Genomic DNA, 24233 nt, shown 5'->3' with positions numbered 1-24233 from the left:
ACTCCTTGGATCAGATGGCTGGCTTTTGTGAACACCGGCCGGTTAGGCTGCGACCATGACGGAGCAGACCGAAGTCACCGCCGCCCAGATCGCCCGCCTCGCCGGCGTCGGCCGCGCCGCCGTGAGCAACTGGCGGCGGCGGCACTCCGGATTCCCCGCCCCGGTCGGCGGCAGCGACACCAGCCCGACGTTCGCGCTGGCCGAGGTCGAGCAGTGGCTGCGGGCCGAGGGCAAGCTGGCCGAGATCCCGGCCGGCGAGCGCCTGTGGCGCGCGGTCGACGGCGCCGGCGGCGGCAACGAGGCCGGGACCGCCGGGGTGCTCGCGATGCTGGGCACGGCTTTGGCGGCGAGCCGGAAGCAGGCGGCGGGCATCGATGCCGAGCTCCTGGATCAGGCCGCTGAGATCGCCGGTACGACCAGCGCCGGCGCGGTCTTCGAAGACCTTCTGGGGCGCTATCTGGACGTCTACGCCCGCGATCGCGACACCGGCTCGGCGACGCCGGCCCTCGCCGGTCTGATGGCCGCCGTGGCGATGCCCCGGGACGGCGCCGACAGGACCGTCGTCCACGACCCTTGCTGCGGCATCGGAACGCTTCTGCTCGCGGCCGAGTCTGCGGGCGCGGGCACCGGCACCGGCACCGGCACCGGCACCAGCACCAGCACCAGCACCAGCACCAGCACCAGCTCGATCATCGGCCAGACCGACGACGCCGCCCTCGCCGCGCTGGCCGCGGCCCGGCTCGCGATCGCGGCCGCCGGCAGCCGCCGCGTCGTCGCGGTCTCCCCCGGCGACGCGCTGCTCGCCGACGCCCACCCCGGCCTCGAAGCCGACGCGGTGTTGTGCCAGCCGCCCTCCGCGCAACGGGACTGGGGCTATGACGAGCTCGCCTACGATCCGCGCTGGGAGTTCGGCATGCCGCCGCGCGCCGAAGCCGAGCTCGCGTGGGTGCAGCACACGGTGGCCCGGCTCCGGGTCGGCGGGACCGCCGCAGTCCTGCTGCCGCCCGCGGTGGCCGCGCGCCGGCCGGGCCGCCGGGTCCGGGCGGAGCTGCTGCGGCGCGGGGTGCTGCGCGCCGTCGTCGGGCTGCCGGCGGGAAGCGCGGCGCCGTATGGGCTTTCGCTGCATCTCTGGGTCCTGAGACGCCCCACTCTCGCGGATCCCTCGCCGAGCCGGGTGCTGTTCGTCGACCAGAGCGACGCCGAGCGCTCGGAGCGGGTGCCGTCCGTGGCGGCCGCCGAGCGGATTCTGGCCGCCTGGCGGGCTTTCGACCGGGACCCGGACGCGTTCGAGGGTGAATCAGGGCTCAGTGTCGCGCTGCCGATCATCGATCTGCTCGACGACGCCGTGGACCTCAGCCCCGGACGCCACGTGCCGCGTCCCGACACCGGTCTGGGCTACGGCCGCCTCCTGGAGTACCGCACAGCCGCACAGGACGTGCTGGAGCGCCTGACCGGCCTCCTGCCGCCGCTGGGCACCGAAACGGCGCCGGCCGCCACCTGGCCGCTGACCACGCTCGGCGATCTGGCCCGGGCCGGGGCGTTGAGCATCGGCGGCGACACCGAGATCGCGGTCGGCGACGTCGTGGTGCCGGTCCTGGGCGGGGCGCTCGGCCAGGCGCGGGTGGTCGGCGCGGGCGACGCGGCCGTCGGCACGCTGCCGGGGCGCGGGACGGCCGTGGTCCGAACCGATCCGGCGCGCCTGGACCCGTGGTTCGTCGCGGGATACCTGCGCAGCGACGCCGTGGCCCGGCAGGCGGTGAGCCACGCGTCCACCAGCAGCCGCATGGACCTGCGCAAGGCGCCGCTGCCGCGGCTTCCGTTGGAGCGGCAGCGCGGGTACGCCGAGGCGTTCCGGCGGATCGCGGAGTTCAGCGACGTCCTGCGGCAGGCCGCCGAGGCGGGGGAACGGCTGGTTCAGGGCATCACCGACGCGCTCGCCGAGGGCACCGTGGTCCCTTCGGCCGGCGAGGGACAGCCCTGACCCGAGGGGTGTTCACGCGGCTGGTTCGGCGCTGCCAACCTCAGTAATCTGAGCGCATTATGAGCGCTCCCCTGCCGCCTTCGGCACCGTTTCCGCCGCCTTCCCGGGGCACGCGGACGCGGGGACTGGCCGCCCGGATCCTGTGGGCGGCGGTCCCGTTCTGGACGGTCGGGATCGCCGGGTGGGCGCCGGCGGTGCACATCGCGCGCCGCCGGCGGACTCGGGAGGCGTGGTGGTGGGTGGCGGCGCTGGCGGCCTCGACGGTCGCCGAATTCGTGGTCGTTGAGCTGATTCCGAAGAAGGCCAACGTCGAGGAGAGCTTCATCGGCGACACTGTCGTCCTCGGCTACCTGATCACGGCGACTGTCTACGCGTGGCGAGGCTGTGGCGCGGACCTCCCGGCACTGCGGCCGGTCTCGCCGCCGGTCCCGCCGCAGCCCTGGTACGGCGCCGCTCCGACGATCGCTCCCATGCCCTTTCCAGCGCCTGCTCCCATGTCGGCTCCGGCGCCCACTCCGGCACCCGCTGCGACGGTCGCTCCAACGCCCACGGCGGCGATCCTGGCCGCCCCGACCGGATCCGGGGCCGCGCAGGATATGGCCGCGGAGATCCAGGCCGATCTCAGGGAACTGCGAGGCCTCCTCGGCGGCGAGGACGCCCGGTGACCCGGGGCCGGGTGATCGCCGGCCGCTACCGCCTGGACGTCCCGCTGGGCCGCGGCGGCATGGGCGAGGTGTGGCGGGCCTACGACGAGCGCCTGGACCGGCACGTCGCGGTCAAGCTGATCGCGGCCGGCGCCGCGCGCCGGCCGGACCGGCCGGTGCTCGCCAAGCGCTTCTCCCGGGAGTGCCGGGCCCTGGCCCGGATCGACCATCCGGGCGTGGTCGCCATCCACGACGCCGGGGTCGACGGCGATCCGGACAGCGGCGAGCTGTACCTGGTGATGCAGCGGATCGACGGCATGAGCCTGGCCGACTTCGTCGCCGAGCGCGAGGACGTGCCGTGGCCGCAGGCGGCGGCGCTGGGAGCGCAGATCGCCACCGTACTGGCGGCGGTGCACGCGATCCCGGTGGTGCACCGGGATCTGAAGCCGGGCAACGTGATGCTGCGCCCCGACGGGACCGCGGTCCTGCTGGATCTGGGCATCGCCGCGGTCTTCGACCCGGATCTCAGCAAGCTGACACGGACCGGCGAATCCCTCGGCAGCCCCGGCTACATGGCGCCGGAGCAGGCGGCCTCCGGGGTCGCCGGGCCGGCGAGCGACCTGTACGCGCTGGGCTGCGTGCTGCACGAAGTCCTCACCGGCCGGCCGGTCTTCGAGGCCCCGACGCCCTATGCGCTGTTCGCCAAGCACGCGACCGAACCGCCGACTCCGGTCCGTACGCTGCGTCCCGACGTCCCACCGGTGGTGGAGCAGCTGATCCTGGAACTGTTGGCCAAGCAGGCGCAGTCACGGCCGGCGTCGGCGCACGAGGTGTACGGCCGCCTCGCGGCGGTGCTGCCGAAGGGACCGGCCGATCACGGCGACCTCCCCTTCGACCCCTTCCGGCCGTTCCACTCGCCGATGGCCCCGCCGCCGGGCCCGGGCCCCGCGGCGAACCGTGCGGCGCGGGCCGCCGAGCGCAGCGGTCCGGAGGTCGACCTCGCGACGGCGCTGGCCGAGGCGGAGCGGCTGGTCGGCGAGGGCAGCTACGCCCCGGCCGTGCAGATCCTCGGCTCGGCGCTGGCCTTCGCACAACGCGAGCACGACCCGCACGGCCCGGTCGTGCGCGCCCTGCGCAAGCAGTACGCCAAGATCCTGATGCTCGACGGCCAACCCGGCGCGGCGCTCACCGAGTTCGACCGGCTAGCCCGCACGGCCGCCGCCGATCACGGACCGGGCAGCGAGGAGGCACTCGGCTTCCGGTACCAGGCCGCGCAATGCCGGGAGCAGACCGGGGATCTGGCCGGTGCGCTGGCCGAGTACCAGGCGATCCTGCCGGCGTACACGGCGCTGCCGGACCACGACGCCCGCAAGGCGCTGGCGATGCGCGACCGGATCGGGCGGCTGCTGGTCGCGACCGGGCAGCCGCGGCACGCGTGGCCGGTGCTGATCGGGGTGCTGCAGGACGAGGAGCGGATGCTGGGTCCGCAGCATCCTGACACGCTCGCGATGCGGGGAGTGGTGCAGCAGATCGGCGGCCTGCCGCAGAGCCGGTGAGGCGCTGCCGTCCGGTGCCGCGTCACCAGCTCGGCCCCGCGCTACCGGCTCAGCGCGGGATCACCGGCTCGACGCCGACGGCATCCCCGGATCGTGCAACCGCCGGATGATGATGTCGCGCTTGTGGATCCCCGTCTCCACCAGCTCCTCGGCGCGCATGAGCGAGCACTCCGCGACCGCGATGGCGACCGCCTCGGCACCCGGGGTGGCCCGGTGGATGGCGCGGGCGATGAGCGAGCCGGGCACCGGCAGGTCGAGCACGGTGCAGTTCTGCAACCAGTCGGCGTGGAACCGGGGCGCGATGACCGCGCCGAGGCCCGCGGCGGCCATGATCTCCAAGGCGGCCGGGGTGAAGGCCAGGTGCTCGCGGGACGGCACGATGCCGTGGAGCTCGGCCAGGCGGCGGAAGCACCGGCCGCGGGCCGTGCCCGGCAGGGCGGTGATCCAGGGCTTGTCCGACAGGTCCGCGGGACTGGCCGGGAGGTCCCAGGAGACCGGGACGGCGATCCGGTACTCGTCCTCGATGAGCACCCGGGACACGTAGCCGGGAGGCAGCGGGAAGGCGGTGTCCCGGTCGTCCGCGACGAGCATGACGTCCACGCTCCCGGCGCGCAGCATCCGCAGCCCCTCGGCTTCTTCGACCTCGACGATCGTCGGCCGCAGCTCGGGGTGGCGCCTGGCCAGGACGGACACCGCGCCGGCGGCCACCAGCACCGTCCCGCCCGGCGCGACGGCCATCGTGACCGGCCCGGCGACCGTGCCGGTCAGGGTGGTCAGCTCGCGCTCGGCGTCGGCCAGCGATTCGCCGATCCGGCTCCCGGCGCGGGCCAGGATCCGGCCCGCCTCGGTCAGTTCCAGCCGTCCCGCGCCCCGGTCCACCAGCGCCAGGCCGGCTTCGCGCTCCAGCTTCGCCAGTTGCTGGGACACCGCCGAGGGCGTGTGCCCGAGCCGGCGGGCGGCCTGCGCGAGGCTGTCCGTCTCCGATATCGCCTGCAGCAGGAGCAGGCGCCGCGGGTCCAGATCCATGCGTCCATTAGCGCCGCTACATGCGCCGCTTAGCAAATCTCGGGGCCGGTTTCTGAGACGCTGTGCGAGTCTGGCGGCCATGACGCGGATACATTTTATCCCGTTCGTCGGGATCATAGGCATAAGTGCCGTCGCGCTCGCGGGGTGCGGCGGTGCATCGGGGACCACCGGCACGACCGGCTCCGCTCCGGTGTCGAGCCAGAGCGTCGCGGCGGTGGGGAACAGCGATCAGAGCACTGCGGGCCGGCCGCCGGCGACCGGAACGGCCCCGGCCGGCGGCGTCAATCCGGGCGGCGTCAATCCGGGCGGCGCCGATCCGGGCGGCAGCGGATGGGTGCTGTCGGCGCCGAAGTCCGTCTTCGGCTTCGCCCAGATCCAGCCCCAGGCCGCCACGCTCGGCACGATCCAGTCCGAACTCGCCAAGGGCGCCGCCCCGCTCGGGGTCACCGGATCCCAGGTCATAGCGGTCTACGACGACCCGACCCACGACGTCTACGTCATCTTCGCCGGCTACAACGGCAGCGGCTTCGTACCGGACAAGATGAAGCCGGTCTTCGACGTCGCCCCGCTCTACACCACCGACGGCACGGGCGACCACCTCGTGGAGAACCACGTGATGATCGGCGCGGGACCGCACGGCGGCCAGGCCGGCTGCGTCTCCAGCGCGGTCCAGTCCGGCGGCCTGGCCGCGGAGAGCACCGTCTGCATGTGGATGACGGCCACCACGATGGGCACCGTCACGTACTACCCCAAGCCGGACCACCAGCAGATGGTCTTCGGCACCGGCCCGGAGGTCATGGGCAAGGTCATGGTGGATCTGCGGAACCTGGTCGAGCACCAGTCCTGAGCCGGATCCCGTTACACCAGCCCGGAATCCCGGACCCGCACTTCCTTGGAGAACCGCGCCGACCACTGCCCGCGGTCGACGTTCAGCGCCGCCTCGGCCAGGCGCAGCCGCTGGATGTCGGCCGTGCCGGCGGGCGCGAGCACGTGATAGGCGTCGCGCAGATACCGCTCGATCCGGTACCGGGTCTGCAGGCCGCGGGCGCCGACGATGTCCATCGCCGCGCGTGCGGAGTCGATGGCGAACTCGACGTTGACCAGCTTGGCGTTCATCAGCTCCGTGTCGCAGGGCAGGCCCTGGTCCAGCAGGTAGACGGCGTGGTACGCGGCCAGACGCGCCGTCATCAGCCGGGACTGCATGTCGCCGAGCCGGACCTTGATCGAGGAGATCTCGTGGATCGGGGCGTCGTAGAGCCGGCGCTGCTGGCAGTAGGCGACCGTGTCCTCGACGATCGCCTGGTGGATGCCCAGGGCCACCGCGGTGAGGTTCGGGCGCCCGTAAAGCGTGCTGGACGAGTAGGCCACGTCCAGCCCCTCGCCCTCCTGTCCGAGTCGGTTCTCCACCGGTATTCGGCAGTTCTCCATGACGATCTCGCCGAAGCTGAAGCCGTGCAGGCCCATGGTCGGGTCCAGCGGTTCCAGGCGGACGCCGGGGCGGTCGTACTCGACCAGGAAGGCGCTCAGGCCCTTGGAGCCGGGACCGGTGCGGACCACGACGCCGTGGACGTGCCCAACGTGCGAGTTGCCCACGAATACCTTGCGGGCGTTCAGGACGTAGTGGTCACCCTCGCGCACCGCGTTGCCGGACATGCCCAGCACGTGCCCGCCGGATTCCGGCTCGGTCACCGCGATGGTGGGCAGGCAGTTCCCGGTGGCGATCGGCGGGAGCCATCTTCGGCGCTGCGCCTCGGTGCCGAAGTGCAGGATCTTGGCCACACCGAGCTGCGAGGCCTGCGCCATGGCGCCCATCGCCGCCGAGACCCGGGACAGCTCCTCGATGATGATGGTCTTGCCGAGGTGCCCGAGTTCCATCCCGCCGTACTCGACCGGGATGGTCGCGCCGATCCAGCCGCGCCGGGCGATCGCCGCGGAGAGCTCGTGGTCGACCTCGCGGGAGTCCTCCATCTGCGCCACCCGCGGCCGCACGTGCTGCTCGGCGAAAGCCCGGACCTCCTCCCGCACCGCCTCATGCCGGTCGTTGGTGAAGACCTGGTTCATGAGTGCTGACACCGACTCTCTCCTCACCGCTGTACGGCGTTCCCGCGCGGGCTCGCTAGTGATCGCCAGAGCACGCGCGCACTCATACCTATCACGTGATCATCGCCGGGCAATACAGTGTCCTGGCTCGTATATGCCGTTTCCCTCTGGGGTACGTGTTACTCCTGCGAATCAGATTGTGTCCGCAAGGTCCCCGATGTCCGAGGCGAGTGCTCTGGCCCGGCTCAGGACGGTTGCGCCGTCGCTGTCCCGCAGCCCCAGAGTCAGCACCGCGGCGTCGTGGCCGGGGACCCGGACCGGGACCGCGGCGAAGATCACCGAGCCGGTCGCGGGCTCGTTCAACGGGATCGGCGCGGTGGCCGTCGGCTCGCCGCCGCGGTCCAGGTGCTCGATCACCGCCAGGATGCCGACCGGCGCGAGGTGCGGGAACGCCTCGGGGGCCGGCGTGCCGAGCATCTCCACGACGCCGAAGAGCTGATCGTGCAGGGTGTTCGCGTACAGCACCTCCAGGCCCGGGCGCGCGGCGATCATGGCCGTGCCGCCGGCGCCCTCCAACACCCCGGCGATTTTCTGCCGACCGCTGATTTCCGCCAGCACCTCGTCGCGCGCCGCCTTGAGCACCTGGAGGCCCTGATTGCCCCAGGAATTCCCCTCCGCTTCGCTTCGGGGCGCCGGGTCGATCGCGCACACCGTGCCGATCACCGTCCCGTCGTCGTCGATCAGCGGCACGCCGATGTAGCTGCGCACGCCGAGCTCGTCCACCACCGGGTTGCCGCGGAAGCGGGAGAACTCGAAGACGTCGTCCAGGGTGAGCGCGGCCTTGCGGCCCACGACGTGCACGCAGAAACCCTGGTCCATGTCCATGAACCGGCCCGGGTCGCCCAGGAACGCCGGGTCGCCGCTGGCCGGCTCCTTGCCGTACAGGCCCACGAAGTACTGCCCGGACTCGCCGACCAGGTTCACCATCGCCGCGGTTGCGCCGGTGGCCTCGGCCGCCCTGCGCGCGACCTCGTCGAACACCGAGTCCGGCGTGCTGGCCAGGCCCAGCTCGCGCTGGCGGGCCGCGCGCGCGGCGGCGTCGGAGGGCGCCGGCCGGCCCAGCCGCAGGGCCGGGGTCTGGAAGTCGTCGCGCTCTGTCATATGTAGCTTCCTTCATGCGCGGCCAGCTCGGGGGCGGATGGCCGGACGGTCCGGTAGTCGGTGCTCTGCAGGTGCTTCACCAACGCGATGAGGACGTTCACGGCCGAGGTGCGCGAGCGGGCGTCGCACATCACCACCGGGACCTCGGCGCGCAGCTGGAGCGCTTCACGCACCTCGACGGCGGTGTAGGCGAACTGCGCGCCCTCGAACTCGTTGACCGCGACCAGGAACGGGATCCCGGTGCGCTCGAAGTAGTCCACGGCCTCGAAGGAGTCCTCGATGCGGCGGGTGTCGACCAGCACGATGACGCCGAGCGCGCCGATGCACAGCTGGTCCCACATGAACCAGAACCGCTCCTGGCCGGGCATCCCGAACAGGAACAGCACGTACTCGTTGGCGATGCTGATCCGGCCGAAGTCCAGGGCCACCGTGGTGGTGGTCTTGCCGCCGGTGAGCGCGATGTCGTCGTAGCCGACGCTGGCCTCGGTGATCGTCGCCTCGGTCTTCAGCGGCGCGATCTCGGAGACCGCCCCGACCAGCGTGGTCTTGCCGACGCCGAAGCCGCCGGCTATCAGGAGCTTGAGACCGCCGGGCAGCTCAGAGCTTGTAGAGGGCATCCAGCACCTTCTCCAGAAGGTCTGTGCTCGGCCGGGCCCGTTCGAAGACGGGCACGGGCGCGCGGGTGTCTATCGCGCGCCAGCCGAGCAGGTCGGACAGCAGGATCTTGGTGACGGCCAGCGGGAGCCCGGACAGCGCGGAGACCTCGGCGACCGAGATCGGCCGGTCGCACAGGCTCAGGATGTCGTCGTGGTCCGGGCCCAGGTCTCCCAGGGCCCGGCCGGTGGCCACCACGTAGGTCACCAGGTGGAAGTCGGCGTTCGGCGCCGTCCGGCCGCCGGCGACCGCGTACGGCCGGATGAGCCGGCCGGCCGCGGAGTCGACGAAGGCATCGGGATCGCCCCGGCTCACGACCGGGCCCGCGCTGCTGCCACCGCCCCGTCCGCGGCGCCGCGCGGGGCCGTGGACAGTTCCCGCTCGACGGCGGTGACGCAGCGCTGCATCTCGAACCCGATCTGCCGGGGGTCGGCGCCGCGGTCGGCGAGCACCCCGATGCAGGTGCCGGGGCCGGCCGCGCCGACGCACAGGAACGCGCCGTCGAGCTCCACCACGACCTGGCGCACGCTTCCGGCGTGCACGGTCCTGCCGATGGCCGTGACGATGCCCCACATGCCGCTCTCGGCGGCGGCCAGGGTGTCGGCCTCGTCCTTGCTCAGACCGGTGGTGTAGGCGCGGACCAAACCGTCCGTCGACATCAGCAGCACGCTGCGGGCGGCCGGGATGCTCTGCAGCATCCGGTTGATCAGCCAGCTGAGATTCTCTTCGGTCTGGTTGCTGCTCACTGGTTCCACTCCTGACGGTTCGCGGTGGTGCGATCGTGCTGCGAAGGGTCCGGTCCGGCCGCCGGGGGGTCGGCCGGCGCGGTACCCGAGGACAGGCCCTGCCAGAAGTCCGACATCATCGTCGGCGACAGGGCACCGCCGTCGTGCGGCCGGCTCTCCTGTCCTTCAGCCTGGATCAGGCGCGCGGAGATGTGGCCCTGAGGGGTGCGGCGGCGCAGCTGCGGGCGGCCGTCGGGCAGCAGGCCCGGCGCGGAGCCCGGCTGCGGCTGCGGGCCCGGCTGGGAAGCCTGCGGGGAGCCCGGCTGGCCGGCCTGCTGCGGCGCACCGGCCTGGGACCACGGCGGCGCGCCGGCACCCGGGCCCTGGCCCGGGTACTGGCCGGCCGACGGCTGCGGGTACGCGGCGGAGCCGGTGGGGCGCGGCACCGGCGCGGCCTGGACCGGCGCGGGGCCGCCGGTCGCCGTCGGCGGGGTGGTGGACGGCCACTGCGGCTCGGCCGGGGCCGGCTGCGGCCGGATCGGCAGGCCCTGGGCCGACTGGGAGTAGCTCGGCTGCGACCCGGACGAGGTTGCCGGGGACGCCGGGGACGCCGGCGTCGCAGAGGCCGACTGGGAGTGCTGGGGTTGCCGCGGCTCAGCGGGCCAGACCGAGGTGGCCGGGGCCGGGCGCGACGACTGGTCCGCGGTGCCCGACAGGCTCGAAGTGGTCGACGGGCTCGACAGCGCGTCCCAGCCGGAACCCGAGCTCGACGCCTCGTCGGCAGCGTTGGTCGACGTCGACAGCGCGTCCCAGGAGAAGCCCGAGCTCGACGTCTCGGACCCGCCGGCCAGTGCGGTCGGCAGCGGCGGCGCGGCGGCCCATGACGGACCCGACGAGCCCGACGAGACCGACGAGCCCGCCTGCGCAGTGTCCTGCGACGCCGCCCGCACGGAGTTCTGCTGCCCCAGGCGGTACGTGTCGTCGGCGGTCGGCAGCGGCGGCACCTGCGACGTGGCCGGCGCGGGCAGCGGCAGCGTGGAGGCGGCCACCGGGGACAGCGAGGCGGCCGAACTCGGGGCGGCTGCCGGGGCCGGCGTGACCGCGTCCGGCAGCGAGACCAGCGCGGGGCGGGCCGGCAGCTGCGTGGTGTCGATGCCGCGGCGCGGCTGGCGGTTCCGGTCGGCCGGCAGCTCCTCGGTCGCCAGCAGCGCGTCCGGGATCACCACCAGGGCCATGGTGCCGCCGGTGACGTTCGGCGCCAGCTCGACGGCGATCCCGTGCCGCTGGGCCATCTTCGCGACCACGGACAGGCCGATGCGGCCCTGCGAGAGCAGGTCCCTGACGTTGGCGCCGGAGGGGTCGCGCAGCAGGGTGTTGAGCCGCCGGAACTGGTCCGGCTCCATACCGATGCCGTGGTCGTTGATCTCGATCGCCAGACCCGCGGACACCCGGTGCGCGCCGACCGTGACCTTGGTGGTCGGGTTCGAGTAGTTGGTGGCGTTCTCGACCAGTTCGGACAGGATGTGGATGACATCGGAGACGGCGTGGCCGTGGATGCGGCCCGGGGCCCGGGGGATGACCTGCACGCGCGGGTAGTCGGGGGTCTCGGAGACCGCGGAGCGCTGCGCGACGGTGACCGGCACCGGGTGCGTCCACTGCCGCTGCGGGAGCGCTCCCACCAGGACGCCGATGTTCTCGCCGTACCGGCGGACCTGGGTGGCCTGGTGGTCGATGCCGAACAAGGACTTGAGGAGCTTGGGGTCCTCGACCTCGTTCTCCAGCTCGTCGAGCCGGTTGATCTGCTGCAGCACCAGGGTGAGCAGCCGGCGCACCAGCTGCGCGAAGATGACCTGCAGGTCCACGCCCTCGTCGGAGACGGACGCCGGACCGGCCGCGGCCCGGGTCGCCGCGGCCAGCGTCGCGGCCGCCTCGGTCGCGTTGGCGACGACCTGCGGGGACACCGGGGGCGGCGGCGGAGCCTGCGGCGGGACCCGCTGCGGCAGCGGGGCCGGGGCCTGCTGCGGCATCGGCGGCTGCTGCTGGTGCGGTTGGTGCGGTTGGTGCGACTGGTGCGGTGCCTGCGGCGGCTGGCGGCGCTCGGCTTCGGGGTAGGACACGAATTCGGCCGTGCGGCCCGGACGCCCCGCGAGGGCGAGCGTGGCCACGACGACCGCGAGTATCAGGGCGCCGAGCACGTAGACGGTCGTCATCGTGCCGCCGCTGATGCGGTACCCCGCCGAGTGCGCGCCGTTCACCACGATGAAGATCGCCGCGGCCGCCAGCACCGCCGAGAACACCGAGGGGGCCACGATCCAGGCGGTCGGCCGCCGGCCGGCGGCCCGGCGCTCGGAGGCGGCGCCGAAGGCCGAGTGCCGGCCGGGTGCGCCGTGGGGACGCGGTGCCTCCTGGACGCGGTCCGCCGCGGTCACCGGACGTCACCACCGGTGTGGCTGCGACTGCGAGCAGATACGGAAGCCATATGCCAACCCTACGTTCTGAGTCGATTACGAAGTGGATACCGGCTCGAATTCGAAGAACATATCAGAAACCTGACAAAGATGTGCCATGATCGACCCTGAGCCCATTACATCAGGAGACGCCCGCGAGGCGATATCTGAGGGCGTGGATAAGGGTTTCACGCCGCGCGCGCAGGTACCCGCGCGAGGACGGACCGCCGGGTCCGCGGGGGTTCGTCAGCGCCGGATCATACGCCGCCGGGCGGATCGCGAGGAGCCGCCGGGGCGGCGTGCCGGTGAACGACACACCGGCGCAGCCCGCGCTCCGCACACAAGTTCCCACCCACGCCCTTACCAACGCGCGAGCCCGCGATCGGTTACGCGGGCGGCTTCAGCCTTGCGGGGTTCGGCGGGTTCGAACAGGTTCGGGGCGTAAAGACTTCGGAAAACCGGCTACGCCGCCGGACAAACCTTTGGGACGGCTATATACAGACCTCTGATTTGCGACAAGTGGCAGATTGGTCTGGACCACAGGGGAAGATCGAGGTGGGGCGGCGGAGGTGACAAGGTTTCATCTTCGCCGCCGCCGAAATCACGCCTTGGTGAAGGATTCCAGCCGCTGCCACGCGTCCTCGGCCGCTTCGGTGTGACCTGTCTCACCAAGATGGTGGTACTCGTAGAAACCGTGCGGCTGGTGGGGATAGACCGCGATCTCATGGGGCCGGCCGGCGGCGGTCAGCTGAGCTTCGAAGGACTCCGGGACGGCGACCGGGACCTCCTTGTCGCTCCCGCCGAACAGCCCGAGCACCGGCACACGCAGGGCACTGATAAAGTCGTCCGGCAGCGCCTCGGCGTGGCCGTAGGCACCGGTCCACGGGCAGAAGGCGACGACGCCGGCCAGCTCGGCGCCGAGCACCTCCGGCGCGGCCGTACCGGAGTAGAGCGCGTGGGCGCCGCCGACGCAGAAGCCCAGGGTGTAGGTCGGGCCGGAACCAAAGGTGTCGAGATAGGCGATGGCAGCGGCGATGTCGGCGAGGACGTTCTCGCGGCGCGCCTCGGCCATGTGCGGCTTGTAGTCGAAGTCCTCAGCGTGCGGACCCACGCCCGCGGTGCGGCCGTAGTAGTCGATGGCGACGACGTCGCAGCCGGTCCCGGTGAAATGCCGCGCGAGGCTGACGTAGTCCCCGCGCAGACCGCCCATGTCGGGCAGCAGGATGATGCGGCCGCTGGACGGGTTCTCGGCCCGGGCGTGGAAGGCGCCGAAGGTCGTGCCGTCGCCGGCCGTGAGGGTGAGCAGTTCCTCCGCGGGGAAGTCGCGGTGCGTCTCGATACACATGTCTTCACGATCTCCGACACGTCAACGCGTTTTCGCCGGTCGCGGTCGGTGCGACCGCGACGCCGCCAACAGCGTGAAGACTCAGGAAGCGTCGTCGAGAAGGATGGTCCGGATCGCCCGCTCCACATGCCCGACCAGCTCTTCGCGGGGCATCTCGGCGAGCGGGCCCACACCGCTGACCCGCCGATGGAAGGCGATGCCGGTGAGGTGTGCGTGCAGCAGCTCTATGCGGGTGTCGGCATCGGGCACCTGAACGATCTGCCGGTACGCGGCGCGGCTGCGCGCCTGCATCTGCTCATGGAGGCGCAGAGCCGACTCCTCCCCCGAAGCAACGCTGCGGATCAGCGCTATCAACGGCGCCTCGCCCGAGTCCAGCTCGTCGACGAACGCCTCGGCCAGCCGGCGCGCGAGCGTGGCACGGTCGCCGGCGACGAGCGCGTCGAGATCGGCCGGGCCCGGCATCGCGGCGACGAAGAGCTCTTCTTTGCTGGAGAAATGGCGCATCACCAAACCGTGCGTGACCCCGGCCCGGGCGGCGACTTCGCGGATCGTGGTGCGCGCGTAGCCGCGTTCGGTGAAACTGGCGCGGGCGGCTTCCAGGATGGCGGCGCGGTGGGCTCGGGGGTCACGTATCCGGTGCGGCACAGCCCTAGTGTACAAGCGGTCATTAGCGGTACCGTGGACTGGTGAACAAGCGGTCATTAGTGGTCGGCGGACTCCGGATGAACGTGGTCGAGGCCGGAACCGGCCCCGATGTCGTGCTGCTGCACGGGTTCCTGAACCACTCGTACTCCTGGCGGCACCAGGTCCGCGACCTCGCCGCCGCGGGCTACCACGTGCTCGCGCCGGACCTGCGCGGCTACGGGGAGACCGGCCGTCCGGAGGACGCCGGGCAGTACTCGGTGCTGCACCTGGTCGGCGACGTCGTCGGACTGCTGGACGCGTTCCGGATCGAGCGGGCGACCGTGGTCGGGCACGACTGGGGCTCGATGCTGGCGTGGAACACCGCGCTGATGCGGCCGGACCGGGTGCGGGGCGTGGTCGGGATGAGCGTGCCGTATGTCCCGCGCGGGGAAATCAGCCTGCTGACGGCGATGCGGGAGCGGTTCGGCGACTCCTTCTACATGCAGTACTTCCAGGAGCACGGCCCGGCCGACCGGGAGTTGGCCCGGGACGTCCCGGCGACGTTCCGCGGGGTCCTGGGATCCGGGTCGGAGCCGTGGGATCCGGTCGTCCCGGAAGGCGGCGGCTGGCTGGATTGCCTGCCGGACAAGGGGATCCCGGACTGGCTGTCCCCGGCCGATCTCGACGCGCACGCGACCACGTTCGAGCGGACCGGGTTCACCGGGGCGCTCAACTGGTACCGGAACATGGACCGGAACTGGGAGCTGACCGCCCCATGGCAGCACGCGCCGATCCAGGCGCCGGCCCTGTTCGTCTACGGGACGCGGGACGCGTTCAGCCGCTACGCCTCGGCGCTGATCGACGATCTGCCGAGCCACGCGCCGGATCTGCGGGGCGTCGTGCGGCTGGACGCAGGGCACTGGGTTCAGCAGGAGCGGCCCGACGAGGTGACGGCGGCGTTGGTTGACTTCCTGGACCGCGATCGCTGAGCGGTGGACCCCGCGCCGCTGAGCGAGCAGCGCGAGGCCGGCCTGCGGGTGGTCGGGACGTGCCGGCACTTCGCCGTTCTGGCCTGCGCGCTGCTGCGGAACGCGGGCTACGCGGCGCGGGTGCGCTGCGGCTTCGCCACGTACTTCCAGCCCGGCCAGGCGCTCGACCACTGGGTGATCGAGTACCGGGGCGCCGAGGACGACCGCTGGATCCGCCTGGACCCCGAACACCTCGGCGGCGGCGCGTTCCCGCTCCCCGCCGGCCTCAAGCCCGGCGACCTCAAGCCCGGCGACTTCCTCACCGGCGCCGAGGCGTGGGCCGCCTACCGCCGCGGCGAGGTGGACGGCGCCACGTTCGGCGTCTACGGCACGGAGAACTTCGGCCCGGCGGAGATCCGCGGCAACGCCGTGAAGGACCTCGCGGCCCTGAACAAGGTCGAGAGCCTGCCGTGGGACGAGTGGGGCCGCATGACCGACGCCTTCGCGGGCCGCACCGGCGCGGACTACGACGCGCTGCTGGACGAGTTGGCGGCGGTGTGCGAGGCGGACGAGCCCGCGGCGTTGAGCGAGTTGTACCGGAACCCGGCGTTCGAAGTGCCGGCGGAGATGCTGCGCTGAGGGGCTCCCGCAGGGTGCTGAGATTTGGCGGCAGGGGGCGATAGCCTTCCCTCTTCCACCCGTCCGCGCCAGGGCCCGCCCTTGGCGCCGCTACCTCAGGAGCCGTGCAATGGCCCAGGTCAGGCTGCCGCGTCAGCGTTCGTCGGAGACCGTCAGCGTTCTGGTCGGCGGGTACGCCGGCCGGGTCACGGTGGTGCGGCCCGACGACCGGCCGCCGCAGGTGTCGCTGATGGCCGGGAGCCACGGGTCGACCGTCGCAGGGCTCGCCGACGCCATCGGCACCGCGATCAGCCTGGGGCTGGCGAACGGCGCCGGGTTCGACGACTACCGCGTCGCGCTGGAGCTGCTGGGGCTCAGCGCCGAACAGCTCGGGCGGGAGTAGGGCTCCACTCCACCCACCTGCGTTCCACCCGCCTTCCACCCCCGGATGGAAGCGGCTCCAACCGGCCGGCTGCGAATCTTGCACTGTCAGCAAGAACGGGCAGGTCAAGAGGGGAAAAGATCATGGACGCCAGCGTGTGGATCGTCAACATCGCGGTTCTGGCCTCGGTGCTCGGCACCGACCTGGGCCGCCGCAAGGTGGGGACGGGGCGGCTGCTGCGGCCGGCGATCGTGGCCGCGGTGATCATCCCGCTGTATGTGAAGCACCCGGCCACCTCCGGGAGCGGCCTGGTGCTGGAGCTGGCCGCGGCGGCCCTCGGGCTGCTGCTCGGGCTCGGCGCCGCGGCGCTGCTGAAGGTGCACCACGACCCGAAGGACGGCGCCGTCTACACCAAGGCCGGGGCCCCGTACGCGGCGCTGTGGACCGCGGTCATCGGCGCGCGGCTGCTGTTCGTCTACGGCTCGAACCACTGGTTCAACGCCCAGCTCGGCCGGTGGATGTTCCAGCACCAGATCTCGGTGAACGCGCTGACCGACGCGCTGGTCGTGATGGCCATCACGATGCTGCTGGGCCGGACCGGGACGCTGGCCGCCAAGCGGCGGGCCGCGCTCATCGGGCACGCCGGGGCCGCGGCGCGCAGCGCGCAGACCGTGCGGTAGCGCCGGGTGTGACAGCTCGACCGAACATCTCCCCTCCGAGGCCGCCGGGCATCTTCGCCCGGCGGCCTCGGGGTGTGTGGGCGCCGAGCCTTCGGGCTTCTGGCACCCCTCACCCGGGCTCCGGCTCCCGACGCGCACGCCAGGCGTAGACGCCCAGGCCGCCGACGACCGCCGGCACCCCGAGGATCAGCACCATCGCCTCGATGCCGCGGCGGGTGTCGTCGTCGGTCTTCACCAGCAGCTGCCGGGACAGGCCGCAGACCGGGACGTCGTCCGGGCCGCGCTGCGCGCAGGCCGAGAGCGAGTACCAGGCCATGGCGGCGGAACCGCCGGGACCGGAGCCGGAGCCGGAGCCGTCGATCACGTCGCTGGGGCCGGTCAGCGGCTCGGGGGCGGCGGCCAGGTCCTGGACCGTGCCGGCGGCGATCTGGGCCCGGATGTCCACGGACTGGCCGGGGGCGAGGTCCGTGGTCCAGGTCGGCATTGAGGCGGTGGCAGACGTGGACGCGGGGGCGGACGTGGACGCCGGGGCCTTGGCAGCCGCCGGGCTGGCCCGCAGGACGTGGAAGCCGGGCGGGAGCACCGCCGTGACGGCGAGGTGCCGGTAGGGCACGCTCGCGGCGTCGTGCAGCTCGATCGTGTAGTCGATCGCCGCGTGCTCGTCGGCCGGGGTGCTGCCGCCGAGGACCGCGACGGTCACGCCGGCGGCCGGCGTCGGAATGACGGCCGGGGTGGCGTCCGCCGCTGCGGAAGCAGCCGCGGGCCCGAGAAGCGTCATCGCCGCGGCCGCACCCACCCGGAGCAGCCTCGGCCCGCTTATGCCGGTCACCGGATCGGGCCGTCATGTCGGAACCAGCGTTCGAGCGCCTGGTCGCGTGGATCGCGGGGCAGGACCGGGGGGACCGGCGGGACCGGGGAGGGCGGCACGGGCATGCGCGGCACCATCCTTTCGCATCGCTCTGATGTGCGACCGCCGGGCGGCGGCCGTCCGTGACGAGCCTGCAAGCCCCGATGGCGGACCGCATCCGCAGCGAGGCCGCACGAGGGAACGGGATAGGCGAAGACGTGTTCGCCTTTGTAGACTCGAAAGCTGCCATAACACCTTCAGCGCACGGGGGAACCACAGGATGTCCACGGCCGCCGACACGGCGAACAGCAAGCCCATCACCTACCGTCTCGACCTGGGCGAGGGGTGGACCCGGATCCGCCTGGACGAGCACGCCGAGGCCGACGTCAGCGCGTTCCTCGACCTGGCCTTCGCCGCGGTGCCGGCCGACGCCGCCGAGGCCGGCCGCGGCCTGATCGCCGGCCGGCTGAACACCCAGATCGTCGCCGGACGCGCCAAGGGCGGCATCGACTTCTACATCCCGACGCCCGGCGCGGGGCCGGCGCCGGCGCTGACCGTGATGGCCTCCGAGGTGAAGATCCCGAGCGCGGCGGTCCCGGAGCCGGCGGACGTGGTGGCCCGGGTCGCGGCCTCCAACCCGACCGCGCGGACCGGCGTGATCGCCGGGATGCCGGCCGTGCGCATCGACCGCAGCGCCGGGCTCGACCCCGAGGCCGAGGCCGCCGAGCAGGACGCGGACGACGACGACCCGCAGCCGCCCCGCCCCCGGCACATCGAGTACGTCGTCCCGGTGGCCGGCGACCCGGACCACCGCTGGCTCTCGATCGCGCTGACCGGCCAGGCCGGCCCGGGCGCCGACGAGGCGAAGGTGGACGCCGCGGTCTCGCGGTTCGACCAGGCGGTCGCGGAGTTGGCCTGGACCGAGGCTGAGGGTCCGGCTTCCTGAGAACGCTGTACTTTCCGGACCGGGCCGCAGAGGCGAGAATCTGCGGCCCGCTCTGCTTTCCGGAAGCAGCGTGTCATCTCAGTACCCGACTCAGTACACGACCTCGGGCGGGTCGTAGAGCCGCAGCCCGTCGGTGAGCAGCCCCGCGCGCTTCACCGTCCGCAGCACCGTCACCACCTCCAGCTGCGCGACCTCCTTGATCGCCCCGAGCCGGCCGGTCATGTACTGGTACAGGTCCTCGATCTCGCGGCAGACCACCACGGTCGTCAGGTTGGTGGCCCCGGTGGTCGCCGCGACGAACGGCACCTCGGGGTGCGTGCCGATGGCGCGGCCCACGGCGTCCAGGGCCGAGGGCGCGACCGAGGCCGACATCATGGCCTCGACGTGGTAGCCCAGGTGCACCGGCAGCACGTCGACGTCGAAGTAGAGCACGCCGTTCTCGGTCAGCTGCTCCATCCGGCGCCGGACGGTCGACTCGGACTTCCCGACGGCGGCGGCCAGCTCCGGATACGGCGTGCGGCCGTCCCGGGCCAGGACGGCGAGCAGCGCGCGGTCAGCGTCGTCGAGCTCGTACTCCCCCCACACCGTGGGGAAGTCCTGGCGCAGCGCGGCGACCTGGTCCGGGGCCAGGCCAGCGGCCAGGCCGGGCCAGCCGCCCGGGCCGCCGACGAAGGCGTGCAGGATCGACTTCACCGACACCCCGGTCACCTGCCGGGTCCGGGGCAGCTTGTCCAGCAGCAGTGAGTCGCGCTCGCGGCGGCTGCGGGAGCGGGTCATGCAGGACACCTCGGTGCCGCTGGCGTTGATCGTCACCCAGGCGATGTCCGGGCGGCGCGCCAGCGCGTCGGCGATCGCGCCGGACGCCCCGGGCACGCACTGCACCCGGACGTTGGACTCGTAGTGGCCGACCCGGTTGCTCATCGGCAGGCCGATCACCCGCAGCAGACCGTCGCCCCGCAGCCGGCGGTAGCGGCGGGTCACGGTCTGGTCGGTGACGCCCAGCACCTCGGCCAGCCGGCTGAAGGACGCGCGGCCGTCGAGCATCAGGGCCTGGGCCAGCTGCCGGTCGAGCGCGTCGAACTCCTCCACCGCCGCGCGGGGTGGGGCGGTGTCGCTGCGTTGCATCGTCGACATGGAAATCCATCATGTCAGGCGCAGTGATTATTGAAAACCGCCGTGATCTGCGATCTGAATAAGCAGATACCGCCAGCAGCTGGGACTGTCGGCATGACCGATCATCCCCACACGTCCTCGAGGAGGACTCATGCGCAAGTGGCTGCCGCTGGTCGCGGTCTGCTTGGGGACGTTCATGCTGTTGGTGGACGTCACCATCGTCACCGTCGCCCTGCCCGACATGGCACGGAACCTGCACACCACGTTCGCCGACCTGCAGTGGGTCATGGACGTCTACGCGCTGGTGCTGGCCGCGCTGCTGCTGGCCGCCGGGTCGCTCGGCGACCGGTCCGGGCACCGCAGGCTCTACGTCGCCGGGCTCGTCGTCTTCGCCGGCGCCTCGCTCGCCTGCGGGCTGGCCACCAGCCCCGGCGTGCTGATCGCGTTCCGCGCGGTGCAGGGTGTCGGCGGCGCGGCGATGCTCGCGACCACGGTCGCGCTGATCAGCCATCTGTACTCCGGGCGCGACCTCGGGACCGCCTTCGGCGTCTGGGGCGCGGTCAGCGGGGCCGCGGCGGCCGCCGGGCCGATCATGGGCGGGCTGCTGACCCAGCACCTGGACTGGCGGTGGATCTTCTTCGTCAACCTGCCGATCAGCGTGGTGGCGGTGGCCATGACGCTGCGGTACGTCGGCGAGTCGCGGAGCGAGCGGCGTCCGGGGGCGGACCTGCCGGGCCTGGTGACGTTCACCGCCGCGGCCGGGCTGGCGACGTACGCGCTGATCAAGGGCAACGACTACGGCTGGGGCTCGACGCGGACCATCGGGGTCTTCGCCGGGGCGGCGGTGGCGCTGATCGCCTTCATCGTGGCGGAGCTGCGCGGGAAGACGCCGATGCTGGACCTGGGGCTGTTCCGGAAGGGGACGTTCACCGGTGTGATGATCGGCGCGCTGCTGCTGTCCGGGGCGGCGTTCTCGTACTTCGCCTACGAGTCGCTGTGGCTCCAGTCGGCGCGGGGGATGGGACCGGTGACGGCCGGGCTGTGTTTCCTGCCGATGAGCTTCATGTCGTTCCTCACCGCGGGACTCGGCGGACGGCTGCTGCAGGACCGGATCTCGCCGCGGGTGATGATCGGCGGCGGGCTGCTGCTGATCGCGGCGGGGTCGGCGGCGCAGATGGCGGTCGGCGCCGGATCGAGCTGGACGGTGCTGGTCCCGGGGCTGGCGATCAGCGGGGTCGGGGTCGGGATGGCCACGCCGAGCCTGGTCTCGACGGCGGTCGCGGCGGTCGGGTATCAGCGCGCGGGGATGGCCAGCGGCGCGGTGAACACCGCGCGGCAGCTGGGGAACGCACTGGGCATCGCGGTGCTCGGGGTGGTGTTCCACGCGGGGCTGGCGTCGTCGGTGCACGGTTCGGGCGTCGCGCGGCCGGCGGCGGTGACCGACGCGCTGGCGGCCGGGCAGGCGCAGGGCGTGCTGGCGGCCGGCGGCGCGGACCGGCGGGCCGGGCTGGAGCACGTGGTGCACGCGGCGTTCGCCTCGGGGCTGCGGTCGGCGTTCCTGGCGGCGGCCGTGATGGGCTTGGTCGGCGGGCTCGCGGTGCTGGCGCTGGTGCGGCGGCCTGGCGGCGGGCACGGTGGCAGCCACGGTGGGGGACAGGAGCGGCCGGCGGAGTGGTCGGGGGCTGAGGTCGTGACCATCGCGGCGGAGGTCTAAACAGACCGACACGCTAGCTATCAAAATCCGGTGATTCGCCCTCCTCCATGGCTAATGTCCTACCCGGTCTTCCGGGTAGGACGAGCAGAGGGCGAGTCTCCATGGTTGGGCGGTTCAAGCACCTGACGGCCACGTTGGTGGCCACGGCGCTGGTGACGGGGCCGAGCTCGCTGTCGGTCACGGCCACGGCGGCGACGGTTGTGGATGGTCCTACTACTGCGCGGATCGGGTTGGCCGGCGCTGACCCGGACGGGTTACAGCGCTTCGCGGCGGCGGTGTCGGATCCGCACAGCGCGGAGTACCGCCACTTCCTCACGCCGGAGGAGGCCCAGGCTCAGTTCGGGCCGACGGCGGCGCAGCTGAAGAAGGTGCACACGTGGCTGGCCGACGGCGGGCTGACCGTCGCCGGGGAGAACAGCCACTGGATCGATGTGGCCGGGACGTCGGCGAAGATCCGGAAGGCGTTCGGACAGCTGCCGCGGCTGCGGAGCAACCCGGGCGAGGGGCTGGCGGCGCGGGCGGCCGCGGAGGTACCGCCGGCGCTGGTCGGGGCGGTGTCGAGCGTGGCCGGGCTGGTGCCGGAGACGCATGGGGTGCGGCAGTTCTCTTATCGGGTCGCGGCGGGGGCGCGGCGGCGGGTGTTGAGTGGGGGCGGGGTTGATCCGGGCGGGCCGATGCGGCCTGCCGGGCCCGGCAGCGTCGGCGGTCCCGATGAGCCGAGCGTTCCGACGGCCGGCGTGAACCCGGGCGGGCCGATGCAGCCTGCCGGGCCTCAGGCCCCGACCACGCAGGTCAATCCTGGCGGCCCTATGCAGCCGTCGGGGCCGGTCGGATCGGCGGGGCCTATCGGATCGGGCTTTCCCATCGTCGTCGGCGGGCCGATCAAGCGCAGCCTGCCGCTGGATCCCGGCGACCCGACGCTGCCGTCGACCACGTCCACGGCGTGCTCGTCCGACTGGGGCGGCTCCCCGGCGACCGGCGTCCCCCAGGGCTACAACAAGCCCGATCCGCTCGTCGTCTGCGGCTACTCGCCGAAGCAGTTGCGCGCCGCGTACGGGATCACCGCGTCCGGCTTCACCGGCAAGGGCGTCATCATCGGCGTCGTCGACGCCTACGGCTCGCCGACGATGCGGGCCGACGCGAACCAGTTCGCGACGTCGGTCGGGGACAAGGCGTTCGGGGCGGGGCAGTACACGGAGTCCGTGGACCGCGGGGCGTGGAAGCACCTGGGCGACGGCGTGTGCGAGACCCCCGCGGCGTGGGGCGGGGAGGAGGCGCTGGACGTGGAGATGGCGCACGGGCTCGCGCCGGACGCGGTCGTGCACTACTTCGGCGCGGCCTCGTGCCAGGACCAGGACATCGCCGCGACGCTGGCCTCGATCGTGGACAAGCACCTGGCCGACACCGTCACCGGGTCCTTCGGCGAGCTCATGCACTCCTCGGACCAGGGCGTCGATCCGGCGGTGGTCGACCAGGAGAACAAGATCTTCACGACCGGCGCGGCCGAGGGCATCGGGTTCGCGTTCGCCACCGGGGACTGCGGCGACCAGGCGCCAGGTCTGATCGGGCCGGGATGCGACGCGGGATCGGCGGGCACGCAGGTGGAGTGGCCGGCGGCGTCGCCGTGGGTGACCGCGGTCGGCGGCACGGCGCTGGCGCTCGGGCCGACCGGCACGCGGCACTGGGAGGTGCCGATGGGCGACCTGCGCTCGGACCTGTCGGCCGACGGGAGCACGTGGACGCCGATGCCCGGCCGGTTCTTCTTCGGCGGAGGCGGGGGCGCCAGTGCGGACTTCGCGCAGCCGGCGTATCAGAAGGGTGTGGTACCGAAGGATCTGGCGCAGGTCGCGGTCGCGGCCGGTGGTGGCTCGACCGGTGGCTCGACCGGCACGAAGGGGATGACCGGTTTGTCCGACGCGGGTGGGCCGACGGGATCGGGCGGCGCGGCCAGCACGCCTGGTCCGGTGGGCCCGGCCGGTCCGGTTGGCCCGGTCGGCCCGGCTGCTCCGGTCGGCCCGACCGCTCCGCCCGCCACGCCGACCCCGCCCGCCGCGACCACTCCGACGCCGACGCCAGCTCCGAACCCGACGCCAACTCCGACGCCAACCCCAACCCCAACCCCAACTCCAACCCCGACCCCGACCCCGACCCCAACGCCAGCTCCGAACCCGACGCCGACTCCAACGCCAACGCCAACTCCGACTCCGACTCCGACGCCGCCCGCCAGCCCCGCGAAGCGCACCGTCCCCGACATCGCGATGGACGGAGACCTGCTGACCGCCGTGCTCACCGGCCACACCGACCCGACCCTCGGCGGCTACGGCCAGGACGTGGTCGGCGGCACGTCGGTCGCGGCCCCGATGTTCGCCGCGGTGCAGGCCGACGCCGAGCAGGCGGCCGGCGGGGCGCTGGGCTTCGCCAACCCCGCGCTGTACAAGCGGGCCGGCACGAAGCAGTTCACCGACATCGTCGCCCACCCGAAGGGCGCACCGAACCCGATCTCGGCCGTCGTGGACCACGGAATGTTCGGCGACGTGCACGAGGCACGGCTGTTCAAGCTCGGCTCCGACCACGGCCTGAGCGCCCGCAAGGGCTACGACACGGCGACCGGGCTCGGCTCGCCGACGGCGGCGTACATCACCTCCTTCAAGCCGGCCCCGAGCAAAGGCGGCAGCGGAAAGAAGAAAAGACCGGCCGCCTGACTATTCGCCCGATGGGGTCAAGGCCCGTGACCACCCGAGCGCACGCGAGGTTGGGCGACG

23 protein-coding genes are annotated in these 24233 nt (G+C 72.8%); 11 read left to right on the top strand and 12 right to left on the bottom strand.

Translation table 11 applies throughout. The annotated features are described in order from the left end of the window. The first annotated feature begins 55 nt into the window (after positions 1 to 55). From ABH920_RS03300 to ABH920_RS03290, 3 genes are read left to right on the top strand one after another with little or no spacing between them, the layout of a single operon-like run. Positions 56 to 1981, top strand: coding sequence for an N-6 DNA methylase (locus ABH920_RS03300; RefSeq protein WP_370346572.1), 1926 nt, complete (start codon positions 56 to 58; stop codon positions 1979 to 1981). Between the two features lie 59 nt (positions 1982 to 2040). Next, positions 2041 to 2646 (top strand): hypothetical protein, encoded by a 606-nt coding sequence (locus ABH920_RS03295; RefSeq protein WP_370346570.1) that lies wholly within the window; start codon positions 2041 to 2043, stop codon positions 2644 to 2646. Beyond that, a complete protein-coding gene (locus ABH920_RS03290) occupies positions 2643 to 4181 on the top strand; it encodes a protein kinase (protein ID WP_370346568.1) in 1539 nt (512 codons plus the stop codon). Before ABH920_RS03295 ends, ABH920_RS03290 begins: the two co-directional genes overlap by 4 nt. A 60-nt stretch (positions 4182 to 4241) precedes the next feature. Here the strand turns inward: ABH920_RS03290 and ABH920_RS03285 are convergent, their stop codons facing one another. Beyond that, positions 4242 to 5207, bottom strand: a complete 966-nt coding sequence (locus tag ABH920_RS03285) for a LysR family transcriptional regulator (protein WP_370346565.1) — start codon at positions 5205 to 5207, stop codon at positions 4242 to 4244. A 214-nt stretch (positions 5208 to 5421) separates the two neighbouring features. Here ABH920_RS03285 and ABH920_RS03280 point away from each other — a divergent pair, with 214 nt between their 5' ends. Then, entirely contained in the window at positions 5422 to 6054 is a 633-nt protein-coding gene (locus ABH920_RS03280; protein ID WP_370346562.1) for a hypothetical protein, read from the top strand. Between the two features lie 11 nt (positions 6055 to 6065). On the opposite strand, the gene ABH920_RS03275 is transcribed toward ABH920_RS03280, so the two are convergent. The 9 genes from ABH920_RS03275 to ABH920_RS03235 all read right to left on the bottom strand — a co-directional run bounded on the left by ABH920_RS03275 (position 6066) and on the right by ABH920_RS03235 (position 14224). Then, entirely contained in the window at positions 6066 to 7268 is a 1203-nt protein-coding gene (locus tag ABH920_RS03275) for an acyl-CoA dehydrogenase family protein (protein ID WP_370346731.1), read from the bottom strand. Positions 7269 to 7439: 171 nt separating this feature from the next. Continuing rightward, a complete protein-coding gene (locus ABH920_RS03270) occupies positions 7440 to 8408 on the bottom strand; it encodes a GAF domain-containing protein (protein ID WP_370346560.1) in 969 nt (322 codons plus the stop codon). Beyond that, positions 8405 to 9025, bottom strand: a complete 621-nt coding sequence (locus tag ABH920_RS03265) for an ATP/GTP-binding protein (protein ID WP_370346558.1) — start codon at positions 9023 to 9025, stop codon at positions 8405 to 8407. The genes ABH920_RS03270 and ABH920_RS03265 overlap by 4 nt, the downstream gene beginning before the upstream one ends. Next, the gene (locus tag ABH920_RS03260; protein WP_370346556.1) at positions 9006 to 9377 is read right to left on the bottom strand and encodes a DUF742 domain-containing protein; all 372 of its coding nucleotides are present in this window, start codon (positions 9375 to 9377) and stop codon (positions 9006 to 9008) included. The genes ABH920_RS03265 and ABH920_RS03260 overlap by 20 nt, the downstream gene beginning before the upstream one ends. Then, positions 9374 to 9808, bottom strand: coding sequence for a roadblock/LC7 domain-containing protein (locus tag ABH920_RS03255; protein WP_370346554.1), 435 nt, complete (start codon positions 9806 to 9808; stop codon positions 9374 to 9376). The genes ABH920_RS03260 and ABH920_RS03255 overlap by 4 nt, the downstream gene beginning before the upstream one ends. After that, positions 9805 to 12216 (bottom strand): ATP-binding protein, encoded by a 2412-nt coding sequence (locus ABH920_RS03250; protein WP_370346552.1) that lies wholly within the window; start codon positions 12214 to 12216, stop codon positions 9805 to 9807. The genes ABH920_RS03255 and ABH920_RS03250 overlap by 4 nt, the downstream gene beginning before the upstream one ends. Before the next feature lie 619 nt (positions 12217 to 12835). Then, positions 12836 to 13579 carry a dienelactone hydrolase family protein gene (locus tag ABH920_RS03245; protein ID WP_370346550.1) on the bottom strand — a complete coding sequence of 248 codons (744 nt, stop codon included), beginning with the start codon at positions 13577 to 13579 and terminating at the stop codon, positions 12836 to 12838. 4 nt (positions 13580 to 13583) lie between these two features. After that, the gene (locus tag ABH920_RS03240; RefSeq protein WP_370346729.1) at positions 13584 to 13664 is read right to left on the bottom strand and encodes a hypothetical protein; all 81 of its coding nucleotides are present in this window, start codon (positions 13662 to 13664) and stop codon (positions 13584 to 13586) included. After that, entirely contained in the window at positions 13661 to 14224 is a 564-nt protein-coding gene (locus ABH920_RS03235) for a TetR family transcriptional regulator (RefSeq protein WP_370346548.1), read from the bottom strand. Before ABH920_RS03235 ends, ABH920_RS03240 begins: the two co-directional genes overlap by 4 nt. Before the next feature lie 41 nt (positions 14225 to 14265). Here ABH920_RS03235 and ABH920_RS03230 point away from each other — a divergent pair, with 41 nt between their 5' ends. The 4 genes from ABH920_RS03230 (at position 14266) to ABH920_RS03215 (ending at position 16851) form a co-directional block, all read left to right on the top strand. After that, the gene (locus ABH920_RS03230; protein ID WP_370346546.1) at positions 14266 to 15192 is read left to right on the top strand and encodes an alpha/beta fold hydrolase; all 927 of its coding nucleotides are present in this window, start codon (positions 14266 to 14268) and stop codon (positions 15190 to 15192) included. Positions 15193 to 15195: 3 nt separating this feature from the next. Next, positions 15196 to 15810, top strand: coding sequence for a transglutaminase-like domain-containing protein (locus tag ABH920_RS03225; protein ID WP_370346543.1), 615 nt, complete (start codon positions 15196 to 15198; stop codon positions 15808 to 15810). Positions 15811 to 15919: 109 nt separating this feature from the next. Continuing rightward, positions 15920 to 16192, top strand: a complete 273-nt coding sequence (locus ABH920_RS03220; RefSeq protein WP_370346541.1) for a hypothetical protein — start codon at positions 15920 to 15922, stop codon at positions 16190 to 16192. A gap of 122 nt (positions 16193 to 16314) precedes the next feature. Then, positions 16315 to 16851 (top strand): hypothetical protein, encoded by a 537-nt coding sequence (locus tag ABH920_RS03215; protein WP_370346539.1) that lies wholly within the window; start codon positions 16315 to 16317, stop codon positions 16849 to 16851. Positions 16852 to 16960: 109 nt separating this feature from the next. On the opposite strand, the gene ABH920_RS03210 is transcribed toward ABH920_RS03215, so the two are convergent. Continuing rightward, on the bottom strand, positions 16961 to 17629 hold the full coding sequence (locus ABH920_RS03210) for a hypothetical protein (RefSeq protein WP_370346536.1): 669 nt from the start codon (positions 17627 to 17629) through the stop codon (positions 16961 to 16963). A gap of 349 nt (positions 17630 to 17978) precedes the next feature. On the opposite strand from ABH920_RS03210, the gene ABH920_RS03205 reads away from it, so the two are divergent. Continuing rightward, positions 17979 to 18644, top strand: a complete 666-nt coding sequence (locus ABH920_RS03205) for a hypothetical protein (protein ID WP_370346534.1) — start codon at positions 17979 to 17981, stop codon at positions 18642 to 18644. A 90-nt stretch (positions 18645 to 18734) separates the two neighbouring features. On the opposite strand, the gene ABH920_RS03200 is transcribed toward ABH920_RS03205, so the two are convergent. Continuing rightward, positions 18735 to 19778, bottom strand: a complete 1044-nt coding sequence (locus tag ABH920_RS03200; RefSeq protein ID WP_370346532.1) for an Lrp/AsnC family transcriptional regulator — start codon at positions 19776 to 19778, stop codon at positions 18735 to 18737. A gap of 130 nt (positions 19779 to 19908) precedes the next feature. On the opposite strand from ABH920_RS03200, the gene ABH920_RS03195 reads away from it, so the two are divergent. Together ABH920_RS03195 and ABH920_RS03190 are read left to right on the top strand one after the other, a co-directional pair. Then, positions 19909 to 21471 (top strand): MFS transporter, encoded by a 1563-nt coding sequence (locus ABH920_RS03195; protein ID WP_370346530.1) that lies wholly within the window; start codon positions 19909 to 19911, stop codon positions 21469 to 21471. A gap of 101 nt (positions 21472 to 21572) precedes the next feature. Further along, positions 21573 to 24173 carry a protease pro-enzyme activation domain-containing protein gene (locus ABH920_RS03190; protein ID WP_370346528.1) on the top strand — a complete coding sequence of 867 codons (2601 nt, stop codon included), beginning with the start codon at positions 21573 to 21575 and terminating at the stop codon, positions 24171 to 24173. Positions 24174 to 24233: the final 60 nt, after the last annotated feature.

The sequence above is a fragment of the Catenulispora sp. EB89 genome, assembly GCF_041261445.1.
In the GTDB taxonomy this organism is placed as follows: Bacteria; Actinomycetota; Actinomycetes; order Streptomycetales; family Catenulisporaceae; genus Catenulispora.
The sequence above is the reverse complement of the archived record's forward strand: the minus strand, read 5'-3'. Positions and strand labels throughout refer to the sequence as shown.

What these genes read in the sequence shown, in the direction of transcription:
- ABH920_RS03300 (WP_370346572.1), top strand. Translation starts at nt 56, where the DNA reads ATGACGGAGCAGACCGAAGTCACCGCCGCCCAGATCGCCCGCCTCGCC.
- ABH920_RS03295 (WP_370346570.1), top strand. Translation starts at nt 2,041, where the DNA reads ATGAGCGCTCCCCTGCCGCCTTCGGCACCGTTTCCGCCGCCTTCCCGG.
- ABH920_RS03285 (WP_370346565.1), bottom strand. Translation starts at nt 5,207, where the DNA reads ATGGATCTGGACCCGCGGCGCCTGCTCCTGCTGCAGGCGATATCGGAG.
- ABH920_RS03275 (WP_370346731.1), bottom strand. Translation starts at nt 7,268, where the DNA reads ATGAACCAGGTCTTCACCAACGACCGGCATGAGGCGGTGCGGGAGGAG.
- ABH920_RS03270 (WP_370346560.1), bottom strand. Translation starts at nt 8,408, where the DNA reads ATGACAGAGCGCGACGACTTCCAGACCCCGGCCCTGCGGCTGGGCCGG.
- ABH920_RS03265 (WP_370346558.1), bottom strand. Translation starts at nt 9,025, where the DNA reads ATGCCCTCTACAAGCTCTGAGCTGCCCGGCGGTCTCAAGCTCCTGATA.
- ABH920_RS03245 (WP_370346550.1), bottom strand. Translation starts at nt 13,579, where the DNA reads ATGTGTATCGAGACGCACCGCGACTTCCCCGCGGAGGAACTGCTCACC.
- ABH920_RS03220 (WP_370346541.1), top strand. Translation starts at nt 15,920, where the DNA reads ATGGCCCAGGTCAGGCTGCCGCGTCAGCGTTCGTCGGAGACCGTCAGC.
- ABH920_RS03215 (WP_370346539.1), top strand. Translation starts at nt 16,315, where the DNA reads ATGGACGCCAGCGTGTGGATCGTCAACATCGCGGTTCTGGCCTCGGTG.
- ABH920_RS03210 (WP_370346536.1), bottom strand. Translation starts at nt 17,629, where the DNA reads ATGACGCTTCTCGGGCCCGCGGCTGCTTCCGCAGCGGCGGACGCCACC.
- ABH920_RS03205 (WP_370346534.1), top strand. Translation starts at nt 17,979, where the DNA reads ATGTCCACGGCCGCCGACACGGCGAACAGCAAGCCCATCACCTACCGT.
- ABH920_RS03200 (WP_370346532.1), bottom strand. Translation starts at nt 19,778, where the DNA reads ATGTCGACGATGCAACGCAGCGACACCGCCCCACCCCGCGCGGCGGTG.
- ABH920_RS03195 (WP_370346530.1), top strand. Translation starts at nt 19,909, where the DNA reads ATGCGCAAGTGGCTGCCGCTGGTCGCGGTCTGCTTGGGGACGTTCATG.
- ABH920_RS03190 (WP_370346528.1), top strand. Translation starts at nt 21,573, where the DNA reads ATGGTTGGGCGGTTCAAGCACCTGACGGCCACGTTGGTGGCCACGGCG.